The sequence below is a fragment of the Brevundimonas sp. genome, assembly GCF_044336875.1.
Classification (GTDB): domain Bacteria; phylum Pseudomonadota; class Alphaproteobacteria; order Caulobacterales; family Caulobacteraceae; genus Brevundimonas.
Genome location: NZ_JBIIOP010000015.1, coordinates 18092 through 37580, shown reverse-complemented (window position 1 = coordinate 37580; position 19489 = coordinate 18092). Strand labels below are relative to the sequence as shown.

Below are 19489 nucleotides of genomic sequence, written 5' to 3'. Positions count from 1 at the left end.
GCCACCCTCGATGTGAATACAAGTCTCAAGCGTGGCCGACGAACGCCCGGTCGCGGCGTTCCGTTGCAGCGAAGCTGGGCGACAAGAGGGCGGGCGCGCGAGTCATTCGCATGAATCTTCGGGCTTTTTGCTGTCACACAACTCTGCGGCCTATGGTCTGGCTTTTACGCAGCGATACGGAGTTGATCCCGCTCTTAACGGTTTGTAACAGTCTATCTTCCCAAAGTGAGACAGCCGGGGTATAGCCCTTGGCTTCGCGTCCGTAGGGCGTGGCGCGAATTTTGGTGAGTATGGTTTGACGCCGCTGGCGTTGTAGCACGACGGGACCGATGGCTCAGTTCGACCCACGCCGCCAGCCGATGCGCCTTGCGCCGCACGCGCTTACCGCAGCCGCCGCTGTTTCGGTGGCCCTGCTTGCCGGCAGAGTCTATCAACCCGCCCAGGCTGAAGAAGTTCCCGTCCTGTCGTCGGCCCAGATGGCCGCGATGGAAGCCCAGGCCTTCGCCGCCGCCAACGCCCCGGCCGGCATGACCGCCCCGGAAGCCGTCCCCGTCCAGATCCGTCGCGGCGAAACCTTCGAGCAGGCCGTGCGCCGCACCGGCGTCGCGCCGGAAGAAGCCAGCGCCGTCGCCGCCACCGTCGCCAACGCCTTCGACCTGGCCGACCTGCGGGCCGGCCTGCGTTTCGAGACCGCCATCGCCAAGCCGCGCGACGGCCGGGGCGACGCCCGCCTGATCGGTCTGACCATGCGCACCGGCCCGGCCAGCCAACTGACCGTGTCGCGCAGCTTCGACGGCGCCCTGCGCCTGCGTTCGCTGGAAGAAAAGGTCACGCACGAGACCGTGGTGCTCAAGGGCGACGTCGAACGCTCGCTGTCGGCCAGCGCCCGCGAACTGGGCGCCACCGCCTCGATCGTCCGTTCGGCCAGCCGCCTGTTCGCCACCAAGTTCGACATGCAGCGCGACATCCGCGCCTCGGACGAGTTCACCATGGTCTTCGACCGCGACGTGACCGAGGCCGGTCGCACCGTGGACGTCGGCGACCTGATGTACGCCGAACTGCGCGGCGTGACCTTCTACCGCTTCAAGCCGGCCGGGGCGAAGGACGCCCAGTTCTTCGACGCCAACGGCAAGAACCTGCGCTCGGCCATGATGCGCACTCCGCTGCAGAGCTTCCGCCGGGTGTCGTCCAACTTCGGCTTCCGCACCCATCCGATCTCGGGCTTCAAGAAGATGCACCAGGGCATCGACTTCGCCGCCGGATCCGGCACCCCGGTCGTGGCGCCCGCCGACGGCGTGGTGGTCGAGGCGCGTCGCTGGGGCGGTTACGGCAACTGGCTGCGCATCCGCCACAACAACGGGCTGGAAAGCGGCTACGGCCACCTGTCGCGCTACGGCTCGGGCATCCGCGCCGGCCAGCGTGTCAGCCAGGGCCAGGTCGTCGCCTATGTCGGCTCGACCGGCGCCTCGACCGGTCCGCACCTGCACTATGAGCTGTGGCGCGGCGGCCAACGGATCAATCCGGCCGGCGTCCGCACCCAGGAAGGCACCGAACTGTCGGGCGCCGACCTTGCCGCCTTCCGCGCCGAAAAGGCCCGTATCGACCGTATCATCGCCTCTGGCGGCCAGAAGCGTCCGGCGGTCCAGCAGGCCTCGGCCGAGGGTCTTCGCCCCGCCCAGGGCTGATCTCTCGCCCACGTCGAACATCCAAGACCCGCGTCGTCGCCGACGCGGGTTTTTCATTGGCGGGCATGTTCGATGTCGCGACCTGGATCGGCCATGCGCCTTCGGTGCTGGCTGGATGAGAGGCCGGCTCGAAAGGCCAGTTACGGCCAAGCCGCACTCAAGAACTTGGAGCCTATACGGCCTGCCGGTGCTTGCGTGCGGTGCGGCGGGATCAGGGAAAATCCAGGGTCTTGACCAGCGCTGAGAAGCGCTGGTCGCCGCGGATCGGGGCCAGCATCGGGTCGACGCGCAGATAGATCAGCCCTGGATCCTTCACGCGGAGGGCGTTGTCCAGGTGGGTGAAAGCCTGGTTCAAACGGCCCCATTGTGCGTAGATCTGGGCAAATTGGTAACTTACCGTGAGGCCGGCGCTCTTTTGCAGGTCATCGACGATACGTTGGGCGCTCGCATCGTCGCCGGCCCGCGCCGCCACGATCGCCTCTCCGGCGATGGGGAGCGGATCACTCACTGTGCCGGCCTTGAATTGCGCCAGGGCTTCGCGGTCGCGGCGTTGCATCAGCATGGCCAGGCCGATCCAGTATCGCACGCCAGGGTTCGGACCGATCGCCAACGCCCTGGCTCCGGTCTCGATCGTCTGCTGATAAAGCAAGTGGCGCGCCGCGACGGATGATGCCGAGAACTATTGTTCGAGCGTCCTGCTGGTGGGCTGATGTCTCGAAGGCGCCAGGAGCGATGGGGTGGACGCCCCTGACGGCATCTAAGTTCCAAAGTGGAGGTGTTGAGCACACCACTTGAAGGAGGCGTCCGTGGGTGAAGTTAGCATCATCGGCCTGGACCTGGCCAAGACAGTCTTTCAGGCGCCCGGCGCAGATTCGTCCGGCGCCGTGGTCTTTCGCAAGAAGCTGCGACGCGACCGGCTGCGGGCGTTCTTCGCCGGCCAGCCGCGGTGCTTGGTGGCGATGGAAGCCTGCGCCAGCGCGCACTTCTGGACCAGGGAGATCGCCGCCCTGGGACATGAGACCCGGCTGATCCCGCCGTCGTACGTGAAGCCCTTCGTGAAGCGGCAGAAGAACGATATGGCCGATGCCGAGGCGATCTGCGAGGCGGCGCAGCGACCGACGATGCGGTTCGTCGCGCCCAAGAGCGCCGAAGCCCAAGGAACCGCGGTCGTCTTCCGCACACGCGATCTTCTGGTCCGCCAGCGCACCCAGCTGATCAACGCCCTCCGAGGCCACCTGGCCGAGTTCGGCTTCGTCGTGCGCCAAGGGTCCGGGCACGTCAGTCGGCTCATCGAGCTAACGCAAGATCCGACGAGCGACCTGCCCGACCAAGCCCGCCAGATCCTGGAGATCGTCGCCCAGAGCCTGCAGCAACTTGAAGCCAAGATCGCCCTGGTCGATCGCGAGATCGCCGCACGGTCGAAGGCTGACCCTGTCGCCAAGCGCCTGATGACGATCCCGGGGATCGGACCGATCGTCGCCACCGCCCTGGTCGCGCTGGCGCCGCCGGCGAGCACGTTCAGGCGGGGCCGCGACTTCGCTGCCTGGGTCGGGCTGACGCCACGGCAGCACTACAGCGGCGGCAAGGAGCGGCTTGGCCACATCTCCAAGATGGGCGAGCGCAGTCTACGACGGCTGCTGATCCTGGGCGCCAGCTCGGCGGCCAAAGTCGCGGCGCGAGAGCCGTCCCGGGCCAGCCCGTGGCTGGGCATGCTGGCCAGGAAGCCGCGCATGCTGGTCACCGTGGCGCTGGCCAACAAGATCGCGAGGATCGTCTGGGCGCTGATGGCGCACGGCGGGTCCTACAGAGCTCCGGCCGCCACAGCCTAAGCGCTGTGACAGTCTGAGGCGTCAGGAGGAGGCAGGAAGGTCAGACGAGACGTATGGCGCAACGGTCCACGAGACGGCCCCGGGAAAACCAGAAATGTCCGATGCGCCTCGAGCGCGCAATAGCGACGTGGACCCGGTGCGCGAACTCCGTACAGGCCAGCGGCGTGTGAACAGCCGCATCAACAGGCCGGACACACGGAAGAACCTGAACCTGAGCGCACTACCCTCGAAAAACCGCTTGCTTCTGAAGGGCGTCCACACACGGACATTGTTGAACAGCCACAAACCAGACGCTCCGCGCGCGACGAGAGGCTGCTGATTGGGAAGATGGAGCAGGCTGGGACCCAGCCCGATACCCCCTGTGCTGGCGATCTCCCTAGAAGATGTCCGGTGGGGCTTAGGCGATCAGTGTCGCAGCGAAGCCTGATTACGCTATGGTTCGCATATGAACGGACGTCTCAGTGAACTGACCGAGCGGGAGAAGGAGGTTCTGCGCCTGCTCGCGGCGAGCCATGACGCCAAGTCCGCCGCCGCGGAACTAGGTCTCTCCGTGCATACGATAAATGAGCGCCTGCGCACCGCCCGCCAGAAGCTGGGCGTTTCCAGCAGCCGCGCGGCTGCTCGCCTGCTGGCGGGGGCCGAGGGCAGCGTTCCCAAAACTTTTGTAGACAAGGATTTCGGGGAAGCCGCCGCTCCGCTTGTCATCAATAGTCCCCCTCCATCAGCTCGGCGCCCCGGTTCGCGCCAAGGCTGGCTCATTGGAGGACTTCTGATGTCGGTTGTCGCCCTAACCTTCACGATAGCCCTGATGGGGAGGCCTGGGGTCGTCCCTGAGCCCAATCCGGGTGCGCCCGCGCCGGAGCCCGTCGTGACGCCAAAGTCGTCACCAACGACAGCCGAAACGGGCGGAGCGGCCGTCCGGAGGCAAGCACAAAAAGGCGCCGATCCAGCTCCGGCCCCTGAGACCGTTGGGCCGCGAGCAGCGCCGCCGGGCGCGGCCGCTCACGCTCTCTCCTGGCTAGCCTTAGTGGATCGAGGTGATTGGACGGAAAGCTGGCGGGCGGCCAGTCCGACATTCCAAAGCAGGATGTCTCAAGACGCTTGGGAGACCCGAGCCGCACAGCTCAATCGTCCCGCTGGGCCTCTCGACCGCGTCCAACAGTATGCGGTGAGATCCGCCTCCCCTACCAACTCTGACGCCGGGGGCTCAGTCCTCGTTCAGTATCAGGCCACCTCGCCCACAGGGGCCCGGCTGTTGGAGACGGTCGCTTTGGTCCCGGACGGCGACACCTGGAGGGTGTCAGCCTATTTCGCCCACGGATCGCCGGGGCCGGCTCCTGGGCCCATACCCTAGCTCTCGCACTCCACTGACGCGCCAGACAGGCCGGCGGCTCAACCGTCGCCGGCGATGGCGTCTGCGTGTCTGCAGCCTCTCACCGACCAAACGCGCGCAGCGCGATCCGCCACAGCCGCTCCCGGAGTTTCAACAATGAACACCCGCATCTTCGTCATCGCCACAGCCCTCGGGCTGTTGGGCGCCGCAGCCCCGGCCACGGCGCAGGCTCCCGCTCAAACCCAGCCCGCCGGCCTCTCGATAGCGCCGCTTGAGTATCGAATCCGCACCTTGCCGAACGGTCTTCAGGTCCTGACCCTGCCGGACCGAAACACGGCCGATGTCACGGTGCAGGTCTGGTACCGCGTGGGTTCCAAGGATGACCCCCAAAACCGCTCGGGCTTCGCGCATCTGTTCGAACACATGATGTTCAAGGCGACCCGTAACCTGCCCGGGGACACCTGGGAGTCTCTTCTCGACGACGTCGGCGGCGTGAACAACGCCGGCGTCTTCCCGGACTCAACCTGGTACTTCTCCGTTGCGCCCGCCAACCAGCTGGAGCGGCTGCTGTTCGCAGAAGCCGAACGCATGGGTTCGCTGGTCGTCGACGAGTCCTCGCTGATCTCGGAGACCTCCGTCGTCCAGGAAGAGTATCGGCAGCGCGTGCTCGCCGAGCCCTACGGCCGCCTGTTCAGCCTGTATTTGCCGCGCGAGCTCTATCGGTCCCATCCTTACCGGCGGCCCGCCATCGGCTCCCTTGAAGATCTGTCCGCTTCGACGGTGGAAGATGTCAGACGGTTTCACGCCACCTACTACCGTCCGGACAATGCCGTTCTGGTGGTTGCCGGAGACTTCGACGGAGCGCAGCTGGACGGTTGGATCGACCGGTATTTCGGCCCGCTCGACCGGCCCGGGACTGCGCCGCCGATCCACGCTGTGAACGAGCCGGCGCCGGTTGGTCCGCGCCAAGCCACCTATTACGCCCCCAATGTCCCAGCGCCGGCCGTCGTCGTCGGCTGGAGAACGGTGCCTTATGCACACCCGGATCGGGCCGCGTTGAAGGTTTTGAATGGCGTCCTGTCCACGGGTCAGTCGTCACGGCTGTTCCAGAGATTGGTCTATGACCAGCGGCTCGCACCGCGGGTGGCGTCGAGCGCCGACTTCTACCTACAGGGCGGAACGCTGACGGCCCACGCCATGATGGCTGAAGGCCACGACCTCGCGGAAGGCGAAAGCGCCATGCTGGCCGAGGTCGCCCGACTGCGGGACGAGCCGGTGAGCGATGGTGAACTGCAGGAGGCCAAGACGGAACTGGTCGCTTCCCTACTCCGCGACCAAGAGACGATTGACCGCAAGGCGCACGATCTGGGTCAGGCGCTCCTGATGACCGGCCAGGCCTCCGCTGCAGATGCCGAGGCGGCTGCCATACAGGCGGTCACCGTTCAGGATGTGCAACGTGTTGCTCGCCAATATCTGACCGAAGAAACCCGCATAGTCGTGCGGTATCTCAATGAGGCCGAGAGACCCGATGGCGCGCCTGCCGAGTCCACACCATTCCCGGTCGACGCCCCGATCAAACTCGCCGACCTTGCCCGGCAGTACGAGGTGTTCGAGCTTGCTCCGCAAGCTAGCCGCGCCGCCCTGCCCCAAGCTGGGCCGGAGCGCGCCATCTCGACGCCCGAAGTGTTCGAGCGCACCCTCGCCAACGGTCTGCGGGTCTATGTGGCGCCGACGAAAGGTCTGCCGCTCGTATCGGCGCGCCTCAGCTTCGCAGCCGGATCGGCGGATGATCCAGCCGGGCGGTCGGGCCTAGCCGGCCTGACCGCCAGCCTTCTGACACAAGGGGCCGCCGGCAAGTCCGCACCCCAGATCGCCTCCGAGATCGAGCGCCTGGGCGCAGTCATCGGCGCCACGCCAGGCGCGGACTTCACCAGCCTGCACGCCAGCAGTCCGAGCCACACCTTCGAACAGACCTTCGCCTTGCTGACGGATCTGGTCCGTCGCCCCGACCTGAGCGCTGAAGACCTCGACCGACAGAAGCAACAGGCGATCGCCACAGCCGGGATGGAACACAGCCAACCCATGATGCTGGCCTATGCCGCAGTGGCGCGGGCTGTCTATGGCGACGCCCCCTATGGCGCGCCAGGCCGGGGCACGCCCTCCGGCCTGGCCGCGATTTCTGCGGAGGATGTGACTATCTTCCGTGCTCAGAGATGGCGCCCGGAGGCGGCGACGCTCGTGTTTTCGGGAGACGTCGATCCCGAAGCGGCCTTCATGCAGGCTGAAGCCGCGTTTGGGGACTGGGCGGCGCCTTCCTCCCCCTCACGCAGCCTGAGGCCGGCGGGTCCGCCTGTCGCCCCGAGGGTGATCGTGATCGACATGCCAGGCGCTGGCCAAGCCGGCGTCTACCTAGGGGCGAGGGCGGTCCGCCGGACGGATGAGGACTATTATCCTCTGCTCGTCGCCAACTCGGTTCTCGGCGGCGGCTTCTCGGGCCGCCTAAACCGGATCATTCGGGTTCAGCGCGGGCTCGCCTATTACGCCCTCTCGGGCTTCCTGCCACGCGAGGACGAGGGCATCGCCATGGCCTTCACTCAGACCCGTAATGAGAAGGTCCCTCAAGTGGTCGAGGTGATGCTGGCCGAGATCGGTCGCCTCTCCGCCGAAGAAGCGTCGCCTGAAGAAATGGCGACCCGCCGCGCTGTCTTGGTCGGCGGCTTCGCCAGGGGCCTCGAGACGGTCGACGGCCTGGGATCGGCGGTCGCGACTTTGGCCAATCACCGCCTGCCCGTCGCCGACCTCCAAGACCACGCATCCCGCATCCGCGATGTCTCCGCAGAGGCCGTGAAGCAGGCCTCCGCCGCGCACCTTGATCTCACGAACTTCAGCATTGTCGTGGTCGGGGACGCGTCGGAGTTCATCGACGCGCTGCGGGCTGCCCATGCGGAGATCGAAGTCATCCCAGCGGCGGTGCTGGACCTCGACCGGGGCGCACTTCACTAGTGCCGGAGCGAGAAGACCGTAAAGGCAGAGTCGAGTGCTCTTTGCGACGACCGCACGGGGTGGCCGCGAAGACTGCGGCGGGTTGTTCCCGCCGGCTCCTTTGCGCCAGATCCAGTCGTACGACTGAGAGCCCTCGAGCACTGGCGAACCTTGGCGAGGGTGCGCCGCCGTGGATGAAACTGAGAACCATTTCGCGGAGGTTGCGCTAGCTGGCTGATTTCTCGAATGCACCAGAAGTGGACATCGGCCGCGAGCCATACAGCTGACCTACGGACCAGCATTTAGCGACGCCTAGGCTCTGTCCGGGTAGTCCCAAGGCTTCCAGCCGTAGAGATCTTCCACATACTTCGCCATCACGTCTTTGTCGGGGGTGGTGACCTGCATGGAGTAGCCTTTGTTGGTTAGGTCGTCCCACGTCAGCATGAGTTCATCGGTGCCCAGTTTACGGTAGAGCACCCAATCCCTGCCATCGGGCTTCGGCCCCACCTCAACGGGTTCATGTCCGCCCCTATCCAGAGGGCCGCTACCGCAACCGGGAAGGGGATGCGCTGCAATCCAGTCCGTAGTCATCAGCGCATGGACGCCGGCGACATTCAGTGGTCGGAGGTTGTCAGCTGCTCGCTTGAGATCGCGCGGCGCGAAAGCGCCGTGCCATAGGTTCACCGTCATGCCCTCCTGAATAAGGGCGTCAAGTAGCGGCTTGAAATCGAGGTCGCTGGTGAGGAGCGTGCATCGCTCCATATTGCCGTTGAACGTGTGACGCAGCATGTCCACTGCGATCATCACGTCCACCATCTTCTGCTCTAGCCCGCGACGTTTCCGGTGCCGGGCTTCACCGGCGTAAGCATGCCATCCGCCATTGCTGCTGATGCGGTCGATTAGATCGTCGTGAAGGTCGCACACCAGCTTGTAGGCATCATCGTCCTGTCCCTCTCGTTGGTGGGGCCAGGCATCGTAGTAAAAGCACTTGCCGAAGCCGGCGCCGATCTTTGCGTAATCGAGGTCCGCCTCTTGGCCGGGCCACCAACGCTTCAAGACCTGATTGACTTCGGCGTTGAGCGCTCCACCGTCAACGAAGAGATATTCTACCGGGGGACGATAGCCGCCGCCATTTACAAAGCCCATCAGCCAGCCCCGGCGCCCATGAAGAAGGCCAGTGCGGGAAGCGCCCACTGGATGACCCCGATGTGGTCAGCTGCTAATCCGATGAGCCGCTGGTAATGCTCGACGAAACCGGGTGTGTTTTTCGTGGCCTCCATCTCGGAAACCGCCTGCAACATGGCTTGGCGTTGACCCTCATTTGCCACGCCTTGGCTGATGCGGGTGCGGAGGTCACCGAACACGCTGCCTTCCACGATGATGTTGTCACCGCTTCCGTTGTTCTGCTGGTTCATGCGAGCGCCGTCGTAGAAATTGTAGGTGTTGTGGATGCCGTCAGCGGCAGTGCTCTTCTTATCTTCCGTCACGTCGCCGCCTTCGAGTTCCTGAGCCCAATCCATCACTCGCGTCCGCACTGCATCCAAGAGGTCTTTGAACTTGCCTCGCGCGATGAACACGCCAGCTTTGTCCATGCCGACGTTCTGGTTGGTCACCGCCACTTCTAGGAATTCCGGGAGGCTCAATCGCGAACCTTCACCCTGGCTATCGGAGGCAAGACTTTCCACTTCGGTGATGGAGTGGTTGTAGAAGATGATGCTGTAGGCAGCGTTCATCTTCTCCTCGTTGCCGAGACGCAGGCTCCTCCAGCCGTGGTTCACCCAATGGCCCTGTGGAATGCCAGCCAGCACCCTGTAGCGCGGAATCTCAAGTTCATTGGGATAGCCCGACGACTCGTGCTCGATCCAGTCGTCCACACTGGGATTGCCGCGTCGCCGGGATATGAGTTTGGCGCGGCGCAAGAGTTGGCTCACCGGCACCTGCCCGTGCGCTGCATCGTCGGCCAGTTGTTCCAGCACACCAGTCATTGAGCAGGCGCCTCTCCACCGGGCTCGTCAGGGGCGGGCTGGAGCGGAGGAGCGGGCTGGGCAACCGGCGGAACGGTAGCCGCTAGTGCGCGGACTTCCACACTCACTGCCGGTGGCACGTCGCTGCTCGTGAGGTCGCGCAGGAGGCTGATGCCCTGCATGATGCGCTCGGGGGTTTGGGTCTGGTCGCGGGGTTGGAGACGGTGTCCACTGAGGCTGCCGAACACCCCCGTCATGATGCCGAAACTGCCGAGCATGAAACCCACCATGCAAAGGATTATAGCATTGAAGCTGTCCCGGTTGGTTTTCCGGAAATGCTCTGCGCTAGTGGCATCCCAGAACTTACCCTCAGCTTCATTGTTTTCGGGATTGGTGCCGCTGTGGCGAGCGGTCACGTCCAGCTGCCGGTGCATCAGGCCAAGGTAACCGATGGCGAGGCTCATGCCGCTGACGAACAGTCCGCCAGTCATCAAGATGAAGGGTAGGCGCATGGCGGTGAGCGCGTAGTCGGGATCATCGACCTGGCTCACCAACTGCACCAGAGCCAGCAAGCCTGCACCGTTAAGGATGCAGCCTGCCCACAAGATGCGAACCTGCATGGCGCGGACTTCGCGTTCAGCTTCCAGGCGGTTTTCTAAGAGTTTCATAGGGCCAAAGTATCAGCGTTTGCATAGTTGGCTACCCGCGCGGGCCTGAGAGCGGATACCGTTAACTACCGCTATGAGCCCGACCCGGTCGGTCGATTGATCGATTGAGCGGGCTGTCGCGCCTCGGCGAGTCTAGCGAAGCTGCGCCGTGGATGATCCTGAGAACTATTCGGTATCAACCGCAGTATCCGGCTAATCCTGCGGCTCCCCCGCGGTGCTGTGTATGTGCGTCAGCGAAGGTGGCGGAGGGTGGTGCTAGTCGCGATGACCACTTTGGCCGAGCGCGGGGATGCCGAAGGCCAGCAGTCTATCGACGCTGTCCTGGGCTCGCCGCCGTTCCTGGCGGGCCTGACCTCGCAGCAGCACGCCGACGTGCGCGTCCTCGCCGCCGAGCGGTGGTGCCGGCAAGACCACCGCCAGCTGAATGCCTGCAAGATCATGCTCAGGGCCATCCGGGTTAGCGTCGAGCACATGGGGACGGTGCCCGACCGACTGAAGACCCACGCCGAGGCCTCGCCGGGTACCGTGGCTGGCAAGAAACGGGTGGAGCTGTCACAGCTTTAGCGAACCACTTGAATCGGACCGCGTAGGAGCGGATGGTTCGGCAAGTAGATCGACTGCCGGCCCTGTGCCGCCATGAGCGCGGCAGAAGCGAATTAGGCTTTTTAATACAGACAGATAAAACGCATCTTGGGCAGCATCTGAAGAAGCTGGCGAAGTTTCGTCGCGCCGTCTTGCCGAATCCCTTCTCAGCCGTCCTTGCCGAACCAGCCAATACGAGGTCACACAACCCATTGATTAAACACGAGATAACTTGGAGACCTCGCACCCGACGTCAAGATCGGCCGTGTTATCCGCATGTGCAGCATGTTTTATGAAGAGGATACCTTGAAGACGCGGTGCGCATCCCTTACCTTCCAGTTCTCAGGAATCTGGAGCTGACATGGCGGACGAGACGAGCACCGGTGGGGGCGAGCCCAACCCCCTCGCGGAAATCAAGGCGATGGAAACTACTCACGAGGCCCTGAAGGGCCTAGATCCTCAAGCCCGGCAGCGTGTCTTCACATGGCTGTTGAGCGTTCTTGGACTACAGCCGATCGCGTCACCTCAGAAGGGGCCCGAGCGTACGGGCATGTTGGACGAAAAGCCACGTGATCAAGGCGCAGGACAGCGCAGCGGGCCCGAATCCGGGCCGCAAGGCGGCCGGGATGTCGGGTCTGCTGAGTACCCGACCTTTGCGGACCTATTCAGCGCGGCAGGGCCAACAACCAATCCAGAGAAGGCGCTCGTTGGAGGCTACTGGCTCCAAGTGTGCGAGGGCGCCGACGGCTTCGCATCAATGTCGGTGAATAACGCGCTCAAGAACCTGGGCGAGGGCGTGGAGAACATCACCTCCGCGTTCGATGGCCTGAAGGACGGCAAGCCCCAGCTAGCTCTGCAAGTTCGCAAAGATGGCAAGAGCCAACAGGCGCGGAAAAAGTACAAGCTGACCGTGGCGGGTATCCGTGTTGTTGAGCGGATGCTGCGAGGGGAGCGCGTCGATGGATAAAGCTGCGCTCACAGGAGCGCTTGCTCCACTGGTCACCACGCCGCTTGCGTCGAAGCTGGTTGACCAGTTCGTCCAAATCCGGATCGATTTTGCCACGAAAACGCTCGGTCGAGCGTCCCCTGGGAAATTCGTTGAGACCTTTGTTCAGTGCCTCCAGCACATGGCTACAGGTACCTTCGAGGCAAAGCCGGATATCGATCGCTACCTGAATCTCAAGCTTGAGAATGAGGCATCACTGCCCGAGAGCATCCGCGTTTGCGGCGGCAGAATTGCGCGGTCCATCTACACCCTCCGAAACAAGCGAAACATTGCGCACGACAACGAGGTTGATCCAAACACCTTCGATCTGGCCTTCATTCAGCAAGCCTCAGCTTGGATCATGGCTGAGCTGTTTCGGACAGCCTCCGGCCTTTCCATGCAGGAGGCGGGCAATCTAGTCGCCATTGTGCAAGCGCCTGTGAATACGCTTGTCGAGGAGATAGGCGACACGCGCTTGGTGCTTCCTGATGTGTCGGCTAGGGCTGAGCTCCTTCTGCTGTTACACAGCCACTACCCGGAACTCGTCACGGTGCCCGACGCTCTGCGGAGCCTCAGTCGGCGGAGCGCGAAGACGGTCCGGAACCGGCTCCGGGACCTCCATGATGAGAAGCTCGCGCACGGCAGCGCTAAGGATGGATATCGCCTGACGACGGCAGGCCACAGCGCGGCCATGCGAGAAGTGTCGGCGTTGAAAGCCTGAGCTGCTACCTTTTCGCAAGCACGGCCGAGCCCCGGAAAATAGCCTATCTTGACCAGATGACGGTCACCGATTCGATCACTCCGCTCGCCTTCTCGGTCTTTGAGGCCAAAGGCGTTTACGCCCTATTGCTGGGATCGGGGCTGTCCCGCTCGGCGGAAGTGCCGACGGGCTGGGAGATCACGCTTGATCTCGTCCGCCGGGTCGGCCTCAGCCAAGGCGTGGATGCTCAGGCCGACTGGGCGGCCTGGTATCGGGACCAGACGGGCGAAGAGCCGGACTACTCCAAGCTGCTTGCGGAGATCGCCTCGTCGCCAGATGAGCGCCGCGCCATTCTGCACAGCTACATCGAACCCAGTCCACAAGACCGTGAGGATGGCCGCAAAGCCCCCACGCGCGCGCATCACGCCATCGCCGCATTGGTGGCGGCCGGGTTCATCCGAGTGATCATCACCACAAACTTCGATCGGCTGATGGAGAACGCCCTGCGCGAAGCCGGCGTAGAGCCTACCATCGTGGCGTCGGTCGACGCCCTATCCGGCGCCGAGCCGATCACTCACAGCGCCTGCTATCTCCTGAAGCTGCACGGCGACTACAAGGACGCCCGCATCCTTAACACCGATGAGGAATTGAAAGCCTATCCAGCAGCCTATGACGGGCTACTTGATCGCATCCTGGATGAACACGGCCTCATCGTCGCGGGTTGGTCGGGAGTCTGGGATCACGCCCTGCGCGCCGCCCTCTTGCGAGCGCCCAACCGCCGCTACGGCGCCTACTGGGCGACGAGGGGCGAGCGGCCGGCGGAGGCTGCCGAGCTGATCCAGCATCGGCGGGCCAGGGTGATCCCAATCAAGGATGCAGACACCTTCTTCGAACACCTGAAGCAGCGCATCGATACCCTGGAACAAACGCGCCAGCAGAATCCCCAGAGCATCGACCTAATGGTCGCCAGCGCCAAACGCTATCTGTCGAAACCCGAGCATCGCATCCAGCTGAGAGACCTGATTGATCAGGAGATGGAGCGCCTTCTCACTCAGTTGAGCAGCGAAAGCGCCGACCTGTCTAACAACGGAACCTATGACAAGGCGGAGTGGCGTCGACGGGTAGGATACTACGAAGCAGCGACGGAAGCTTTGGCCAGCATGCTGGGCTTGCTCGGCCGCTGGGGCGACGGGACGGATCTGATGATCGCCCACGAATCCATTGAGGCCCTGTACGCCCGCGCCGACAACAACAGAGGCGGGCTCACCGTATATGTGGAACTTCAGTCATATCCTGCAGTATTGGCCTTCACGGCCTACGGGGTCGGCCTGGTGCGCGCCGAGCGATGGCGAGACTTGCACGAATTTCTTCGCTCAACGGTGAACCGGCTTCATCATGGACCTACGACGCTCGTTGAGGCGCTGTTTCTTGGGGCGTGGGACGGGGGTGACAGAGACATCTGGCGAGGTCTCGAAGGTTTCGATCGACACAGAACACCGCTGAGCGATCACTTGCTGTCCTTACTTTCAAGGTGGGGTCGCCGCTTCCTGGGGCCGGTGCCTGACTATGAATTGGTGTTTGAGCGCTTCGAGATGTTGGCATCCCTTGCGCATTTCGAGCGCAATGACCCAACCGAAGTCCTTGCGTCGATTGAGACCAATCCTCAGCAGGGCTGGGCTTGGATGCCGATTGGACGGAGCAGCTGGCATGGCGCGACAGCCAGCAAGCTGATCGCCGAACTGGAATCTCCCTCGATGTTCGGCGCCCTGATGGCTGCGAGATTTGGAAACGGACAGGCGAACTTTATCGAAGTCTTCATCCGCAACTTCCGAAGCCTAGCTGGTCGGATGAAATGGGAATAGGGCACTTACGGAAGCGCGACCGTGACCCTCCGTTGATCACCATCGGATATTTGGGTGGACGGCGAATGCAGCTATCGGCGATCAATGCTAGATGACCGACGCCCGCACCTTTACCAGCTACGCGACGCCATACGACTCTTTCGTGGGCCAACGCGATATTGGCGGCCTGCAGAAGGAGGACACCGATCGGTTGATCCGCGCAATATTCTCAACCGACACAGATTTTCGTGAGCTTGTCGTGGAATGGAACGTCCGAAAGAAGCAAGCCGAAGGTCTGTGGTTTCTGGTCGTGGGCTTAGGGCTACGGCTCGAAGAGTTCGGCCGCATTCGCGACTTCCAAGAGCGCAATGACGCCGACATCCAAAAGATCATTTCGGCCCTAGATGGAACCGCCATCGGCCGTCGGGTGGAGGAAGCATTTCCACCATTCGACGCTCTGTCATCTCGGACGTCTTACGACTGGAGCGAGCTTGAAAACCTCCCCGAGGCGCTAGGCCACTATTTGAGCCCGCCAATACGGGAACTGATCGAAGACGGCGATTTAGCTCCGGCCGAGAATGATCCAATCATCCGCGACCGTATGTCATTCGAAGAGCTTCACGATCCTCGGAACAAGGGCAAATGGAGCCTCGTGGTTGATCGGGCGATGGCCTACCGCATCGCCCCTCGCATGAGGACGGGGTTGTTAGGATGGGCGTCCCTCATCTGCCCGGTGATATTCATAGCGAGCGTCCCGCTGATGATCTGGGTGAACATATGGGTCGGTCTGGCAATGATCATCGCAGGGATAGTCATCCTGAAATGGAGTGCGGTTGATCTGCGAAGACGCATCTTCGAGAAAGCCCTCACGGATCGTGACGAATATCGGTGGCTCATGAGTCGTCGCGTAATCTGGGTGAGGCCGCGAGATTGATCGACCTCGACTGGGCCGAACTGTGGTCGAAGGCGTGGCCGATCATTGTGGCGTTCTTCACCGGCACCTTCATTGGCAACGTGAAGACCCTCTTCGAGATCGCCGACATCATCGACCGCCGGAAGACCAAGATCGTGGTGGAAACGTCATTATCAGGCCACCCAGACGCCGAAGGGAACTATGTCCATATGGCCAATCTCTCGGGCAGAACCATCATGATCTCATGGTGGGAGATTTATCACCGGCGGGCTTGGTGGGATTTCAGGAAGAGCAACCAGAGCGTCGTGGACTCCGATGGTTCGCCGACCCGGACGCTCCAGCCGAATGAGATCATGGACCTGTCTTTCAAAGACCAGTTCTGGTTCAACCCGTGGCCGAAACACCTTCCGAACCATAGCCTCTTCATTCGCTACAACGTCATGGGCGAACGGCGGGCGAGAGAATTCAAGCTGACAAACAGATAGGCCCGCGCGGGCGAACTGGAATGGGCCTTGATTTGAGGGGCTACCGGTCGTTCAAAGCCCCGTTGATGCTATCGCTCCAACACCTTTAATCTATCGGGTCGAGGGTCCGACCGCGATTTATATCGGTACCCGGATGCGATTGGATGGATGATCGGGGTGGGCGTTCCAACGCTGTATCGCCGCCCTGACCAACGGGCGAATGGAGTCCGCCTTCATCATCCAGTGGTAGGTGTTGGTTAGGTGCGCGAGCCGGGTGACCGCTTCCCGGTCGTCACCCCTGATCTCGGTCTGTGATCCGAGGATACCCACGGCGACGGTGTAGACATAGGCCGCCGCCGCGTCCCATTCGTTCCCGCCGGTGTCGAACGCCACGTCTACGCCTTGCTGGAGCATCAGGTTGTCCAGACCCTCCAGCGGCTCCTTCAGCGGTAACTTGTAGAACGTCTGGAGGATCGACAGAGCCTTCGCCCGAAGCCAGCGTTTCTTCATCCATCCTATCATTGAGCGGCACCCTTGGCGGCAGCACGAGCGCGGGCTTCGGCGATCATCTTCTCGATCTTGGGATCAGCCGGTTCAGCCTGACTGTCGAACTCTGCATTTACCCGATCCTCTGGCCAAGCCTCCAGTGAATAGTCGCTGACCCTGTAGAGGATGACTGTGCGGGCACCGAGCCCGCCGACATTCGGGACTGACTGTTCCAGGCGGTAGGTCTCGCCGTCCGACTTTCGAGTTAGGAAGATTGTCGGCTTAGGCTGGGTAGCTGGTGTGTTTCGCCAGACGTTGGCGAGGATGGTCCCGACCAACGCACCGATGACGATCCCGATGATCAGATAGGCCATGTCGCTTCCCCGTGAGGGAAGCGACGGTAGCTCAACACCAGAACAGCTTGAAGAGGGCGGTGCCTTCCTTACGTTCGAAGGCGTATTTCTCGGTCGGTCGAGGGCTGCCGGTCCGTCGCTCGTGCAATTGGGACGTTCCGCGCCCATTGCCGCGTCAGTTGAAGATTCACAACACGCGCCGACCTTCGGTGATGTTGATGAGTTGAGGCAGAGCATAGATCGCAGCGACCCTGCCCCCTCCCTCCCGGACGCGCGCAATGAGGCCAGCGTCGTTAAGTTGGCGCAGCATGTTATTTGCCGTCACGCGGTTGTTGAAGCCCGCAGCTTGCGCAAACGCAGGCGCGGGAATGACTGGCCGCATGAAGAAGGCGTCGACAGCCGCCATCGCGTACTGCGAATGGGTTACTTCGACGAAGTCGCGACGCATGGCTTCGTAGAGATCGCGAACTGAACGCACCTTTTCCAGATTGCTCTCGGCCTGGGCGATGAGCGCATTGACGAAGAACCGTAGCCAGCCCTCCCAGTCGCCTGCTTCGGTAATGGCGAGAAGCCGGTCGTAGTACTCCGCCCGGTTCGCCTCCAGATATTCGGACATGTAGAACATCGGCCGGGATAGGGCGCCGCGCCGGTAGAGCAGCAGCGGGATGAGCATCCGTCCAATCCGCCCGTTGCCATCTTTGAAGGGGTGTAGAATCTCGAATTGCGCGTGGGCGATGGCTGTTTGGAGGATGGGGTCTTCCCCTTCCGCCTGAAGGAAGCGCTCCCAGTTCTCCAGTGCTCCCTGCAACATCAGAGGGCTCGGCGGCACAAACCGCGCTCGATCGATCGGATCACCGTGCCGACCGATCCAATTCTGATCAGTGCGGAAGGTCCCAGGTTCTTTGTCACGACCGCGCACGCCCTGCATGAGACGCTGATGGGCCGCGCGGATCAGCCCAAGCGACAGCGGTCGATCTACCAGCGCGTCTTCGGCGCCTTGCACCGCTGCGCGATAGTTAGAAATTTCCTCAATGTCGCCCCGACGCACATCGGCGCTCTCCATGCCCGCATCGAACTCCAGCACTTCGTCTAGAGTGGCTTGTGTGCCCTCAATGCGCGAAGACAGCACCGCTTCGTTCACCGTGATGGGTGAAAGAAGGACCGCCGGGTTCGGCAATGTCTGCAACATGCCATCGTAGCGCGCCAAGGCAGCATTGGCCCGTCCAGCTAAGGGCAACAGGCTGCGCCAGTCCAAATTGGCCAGCGGGAGATCGTCCGGAGTGCAAGGTGCCATGCGCCGCACTTATCATCGTTGCAGCTTTATGAAAAGCAGATCGTCTATCTGGCTTTCATAGCGCCGTTAACGATAAACAGATTTTCGACAAATCCCGTAACGATTCCCGAAACCGGATTTGACGTTCCGTTGAGCCGGATACGGAAACGTTAGCTTTCGAAAATGGAGCTCCAGTAAGACGCTCTGCGGAGGAATCAGCCGCGCAGTCGAACGCCCGGTCCGCCAGTGGAATCAGCGGGCAGGAAAACCACCCCGGCAGCTTCTAATGCCTCCTCCATGCGCTTCATATTGGTGGTGAGGATCGCCCCTTTCCCGCTCTCGAAACGGAGGATTGTGGAGTCGGCCACACCAGACAGCTTTGACAGTTCACGGACACTGATTTTCAGTGCGGCTCTTGCCATCCGCATTTGGCTGGGTTCAATCATGACCGAAATTCCTCCTCACGTGACGGAATTTCGTTGACAAGATCGCGGAAATTCGGTGGAGTGTAAGTGAAATTCCATCAAACTCCACCGTTCAGCATGTTCTGAGCGACCGGGCGGCTGCGCGGGAGGTCACGCATGCCTAAGCATCAGCGGATATCGTCTGGGCAGCGGAAGTGGCAGCGATGCCCTCCCCAGCGCCGCTTGGCCATCGCCTTCATCCGTAACGCCCGAGGCTTCCATGCGATGGCCTGGACAGACGATGACCGCGTCGGCGCCCAGTCAGCCTATCACTCCGCCATCGCCATCGAACTGGGCCTCAAAGCCTATCTCCTGCATCGCGGCTTTTCTGACGACTGGACCCGCGTATGGCTCCGTCACGATCTCAGTAAGGCGCTCCGCTGCGTACGGATGCTGGGGTTCCAGAGCGTTCCTGGCGGCATTGCCGAACTCGCTGCTGTGCTCGGTCCGCTTTACGGCTCTGGCTCCCTACGCTCCGGTATCAAGCCAAACCTCCCGCTCCCGCCTGAAGCCGCCGATCAAGCCATCTGCGACCTTCTGAGTGCGGTAGAGGCCGCCTTAGGGATCGAGGGCGGGACTGATCAATGAGCCTGTCGCCATCGCAGTCCGCTGAGGAATACCGCGAGCGCCTGATTCTTGTTCGAGCGATCCGGCGATTACCCCGGCGCTGTCGAGATGTCTTCGTCCTGCATCGATTCGCCGGAATGGCTCAGGAGCAGATCGCCGCGCACCAGAGCATTGAGAAAAGAGCGGTCGAAGCCCTTCTGGCGGCGGCGCTCGTTCGGCTGAGCCGCGCTGTTGATGGTGAGGGCCGTGGAGGGCCACCTGAACGCTAATGAGGGTCTAGGGCAGGATAGGCTTTGCGCCGGCATTGTCTGACAAGCGGAGCCGTATTGACCCTCATTTTGGGGTGGAGAGCAGCGCCGTCCGCCCGCTTCAACCCCGCTTCGCGCCCTGCGGGCTGCGG

At 62.5% G+C, this 19489-nt stretch carries 20 protein-coding genes; 12 read left to right on the top strand and 8 right to left on the bottom strand.

The features are described from left to right. Positions 1-329 precede the first annotated feature (329 nt). Positions 330-1685: a peptidoglycan DD-metalloendopeptidase family protein gene (locus ACIQ1T_RS14970; protein ID WP_395945343.1), complete on the top strand. Its 1356-nt coding sequence runs from the start codon at positions 330-332 to the stop codon at positions 1683-1685. A 211-nt stretch (positions 1686-1896) separates the two neighbouring features. On the opposite strand, the gene ACIQ1T_RS14965 is transcribed toward ACIQ1T_RS14970, so the two are convergent. Further along, a complete protein-coding gene (locus ACIQ1T_RS14965; RefSeq protein WP_395945342.1) occupies positions 1897-2334 on the bottom strand; it encodes a TPR end-of-group domain-containing protein in 438 nt (145 codons plus the stop codon). Positions 2335-2491: 157 nt separating this feature from the next. On the opposite strand from ACIQ1T_RS14965, the gene ACIQ1T_RS14960 reads away from it, so the two are divergent. From ACIQ1T_RS14960 to ACIQ1T_RS14950, 3 genes are all read left to right on the top strand, one after another. Next, positions 2492-3514: an IS110 family transposase gene (locus ACIQ1T_RS14960; protein WP_395945341.1), complete on the top strand. Its 1023-nt coding sequence runs from the start codon at positions 2492-2494 to the stop codon at positions 3512-3514. Positions 3515-3959: 445 nt separating this feature from the next. After that, positions 3960-4868 (top strand): DUF4019 domain-containing protein, encoded by a 909-nt coding sequence (locus ACIQ1T_RS14955; protein ID WP_395945340.1) that lies wholly within the window; start codon positions 3960-3962, stop codon positions 4866-4868. Positions 4869-5003: 135 nt separating this feature from the next. Then, positions 5004-7850 carry a M16 family metallopeptidase gene (locus tag ACIQ1T_RS14950; protein WP_395945339.1) on the top strand — a complete coding sequence of 949 codons (2847 nt, stop codon included), beginning with the start codon at positions 5004-5006 and terminating at the stop codon, positions 7848-7850. A gap of 291 nt (positions 7851-8141) precedes the next feature. Here the strand turns inward: ACIQ1T_RS14950 and ACIQ1T_RS14945 are convergent, their stop codons facing one another. From ACIQ1T_RS14945 to ACIQ1T_RS14935, 3 genes are read right to left on the bottom strand one after another with little or no spacing between them, the layout of a single operon-like run. Continuing rightward, complete coding sequence (locus ACIQ1T_RS14945) at positions 8142-8975, bottom strand: NYN domain-containing protein (protein WP_395945338.1); 834 nt, start codon at positions 8973-8975, stop codon at positions 8142-8144. Then, positions 8975-9814, bottom strand: coding sequence for a hypothetical protein (locus ACIQ1T_RS14940; protein ID WP_395945337.1), 840 nt, complete (start codon positions 9812-9814; stop codon positions 8975-8977). Before ACIQ1T_RS14940 ends, ACIQ1T_RS14945 begins: the two co-directional genes overlap by 1 nt. Next, positions 9811-10461 carry a hypothetical protein gene (locus tag ACIQ1T_RS14935; protein ID WP_395945336.1) on the bottom strand — a complete coding sequence of 217 codons (651 nt, stop codon included), beginning with the start codon at positions 10459-10461 and terminating at the stop codon, positions 9811-9813. Before ACIQ1T_RS14935 ends, ACIQ1T_RS14940 begins: the two co-directional genes overlap by 4 nt. 264 nt (positions 10462-10725) lie before the next feature. On the opposite strand from ACIQ1T_RS14935, the gene ACIQ1T_RS14930 reads away from it, so the two are divergent. From ACIQ1T_RS14930 to ACIQ1T_RS14905, 6 genes are all read left to right on the top strand, one after another. Continuing rightward, positions 10726-11025, top strand: coding sequence for a hypothetical protein (locus ACIQ1T_RS14930; protein WP_395945335.1), 300 nt, complete (start codon positions 10726-10728; stop codon positions 11023-11025). Between the two features lie 379 nt (positions 11026-11404). Continuing rightward, complete coding sequence (locus ACIQ1T_RS14925) at positions 11405-12010, top strand: hypothetical protein (RefSeq protein ID WP_395945334.1); 606 nt, start codon at positions 11405-11407, stop codon at positions 12008-12010. After that, complete coding sequence (locus tag ACIQ1T_RS14920) at positions 12003-12749, top strand: hypothetical protein (protein WP_395945333.1); 747 nt, start codon at positions 12003-12005, stop codon at positions 12747-12749. The genes ACIQ1T_RS14925 and ACIQ1T_RS14920 overlap by 8 nt, the downstream gene beginning before the upstream one ends. A 56-nt stretch (positions 12750-12805) precedes the next feature. Continuing rightward, positions 12806-14590 carry an SIR2 family protein gene (locus ACIQ1T_RS14915; RefSeq protein ID WP_395945332.1) on the top strand — a complete coding sequence of 595 codons (1785 nt, stop codon included), beginning with the start codon at positions 12806-12808 and terminating at the stop codon, positions 14588-14590. A gap of 91 nt (positions 14591-14681) precedes the next feature. Then, entirely contained in the window at positions 14682-15503 is an 822-nt protein-coding gene (locus ACIQ1T_RS14910) for a hypothetical protein (protein WP_395945331.1), read from the top strand. Continuing rightward, positions 15500-15967: a hypothetical protein gene (locus tag ACIQ1T_RS14905; RefSeq protein WP_395945330.1), complete on the top strand. Its 468-nt coding sequence runs from the start codon at positions 15500-15502 to the stop codon at positions 15965-15967. The genes ACIQ1T_RS14910 and ACIQ1T_RS14905 overlap by 4 nt, the downstream gene beginning before the upstream one ends. Before the next feature lie 117 nt (positions 15968-16084). Here ACIQ1T_RS14905 and ACIQ1T_RS14900 read toward each other — a convergent pair whose 3' ends face one another. The 4 genes from ACIQ1T_RS14900 to ACIQ1T_RS14885 all read right to left on the bottom strand — a co-directional run bounded on the left by ACIQ1T_RS14900 (position 16085) and on the right by ACIQ1T_RS14885 (position 18504). Further along, positions 16085-16456: a hypothetical protein gene (locus tag ACIQ1T_RS14900; protein ID WP_395945329.1), complete on the bottom strand. Its 372-nt coding sequence runs from the start codon at positions 16454-16456 to the stop codon at positions 16085-16087. 8 nt (positions 16457-16464) lie between these two features. Then, positions 16465-16806, bottom strand: coding sequence for a hypothetical protein (locus ACIQ1T_RS14895; RefSeq protein WP_395945328.1), 342 nt, complete (start codon positions 16804-16806; stop codon positions 16465-16467). A 166-nt stretch (positions 16807-16972) separates the two neighbouring features. Next, complete coding sequence (locus ACIQ1T_RS14890) at positions 16973-18079, bottom strand: Fic family protein (protein ID WP_395945387.1); 1107 nt, start codon at positions 18077-18079, stop codon at positions 16973-16975. Between the two features lie 194 nt (positions 18080-18273). Then, a complete protein-coding gene (locus tag ACIQ1T_RS14885) occupies positions 18274-18504 on the bottom strand; it encodes a helix-turn-helix domain-containing protein (protein WP_395945327.1) in 231 nt (76 codons plus the stop codon). A gap of 201 nt (positions 18505-18705) precedes the next feature. Between ACIQ1T_RS14885 and ACIQ1T_RS14880 the strand changes: the two genes are divergently transcribed. Beyond that, positions 18706-19110, top strand: coding sequence for a hypothetical protein (locus ACIQ1T_RS14880; protein ID WP_395945326.1), 405 nt, complete (start codon positions 18706-18708; stop codon positions 19108-19110). Beyond that, the gene (locus ACIQ1T_RS14875) at positions 19107-19358 is read left to right on the top strand and encodes a sigma factor-like helix-turn-helix DNA-binding protein (RefSeq protein ID WP_395945325.1); all 252 of its coding nucleotides are present in this window, start codon (positions 19107-19109) and stop codon (positions 19356-19358) included. Before ACIQ1T_RS14880 ends, ACIQ1T_RS14875 begins: the two co-directional genes overlap by 4 nt. Positions 19359-19489: the final 131 nt, after the last annotated feature.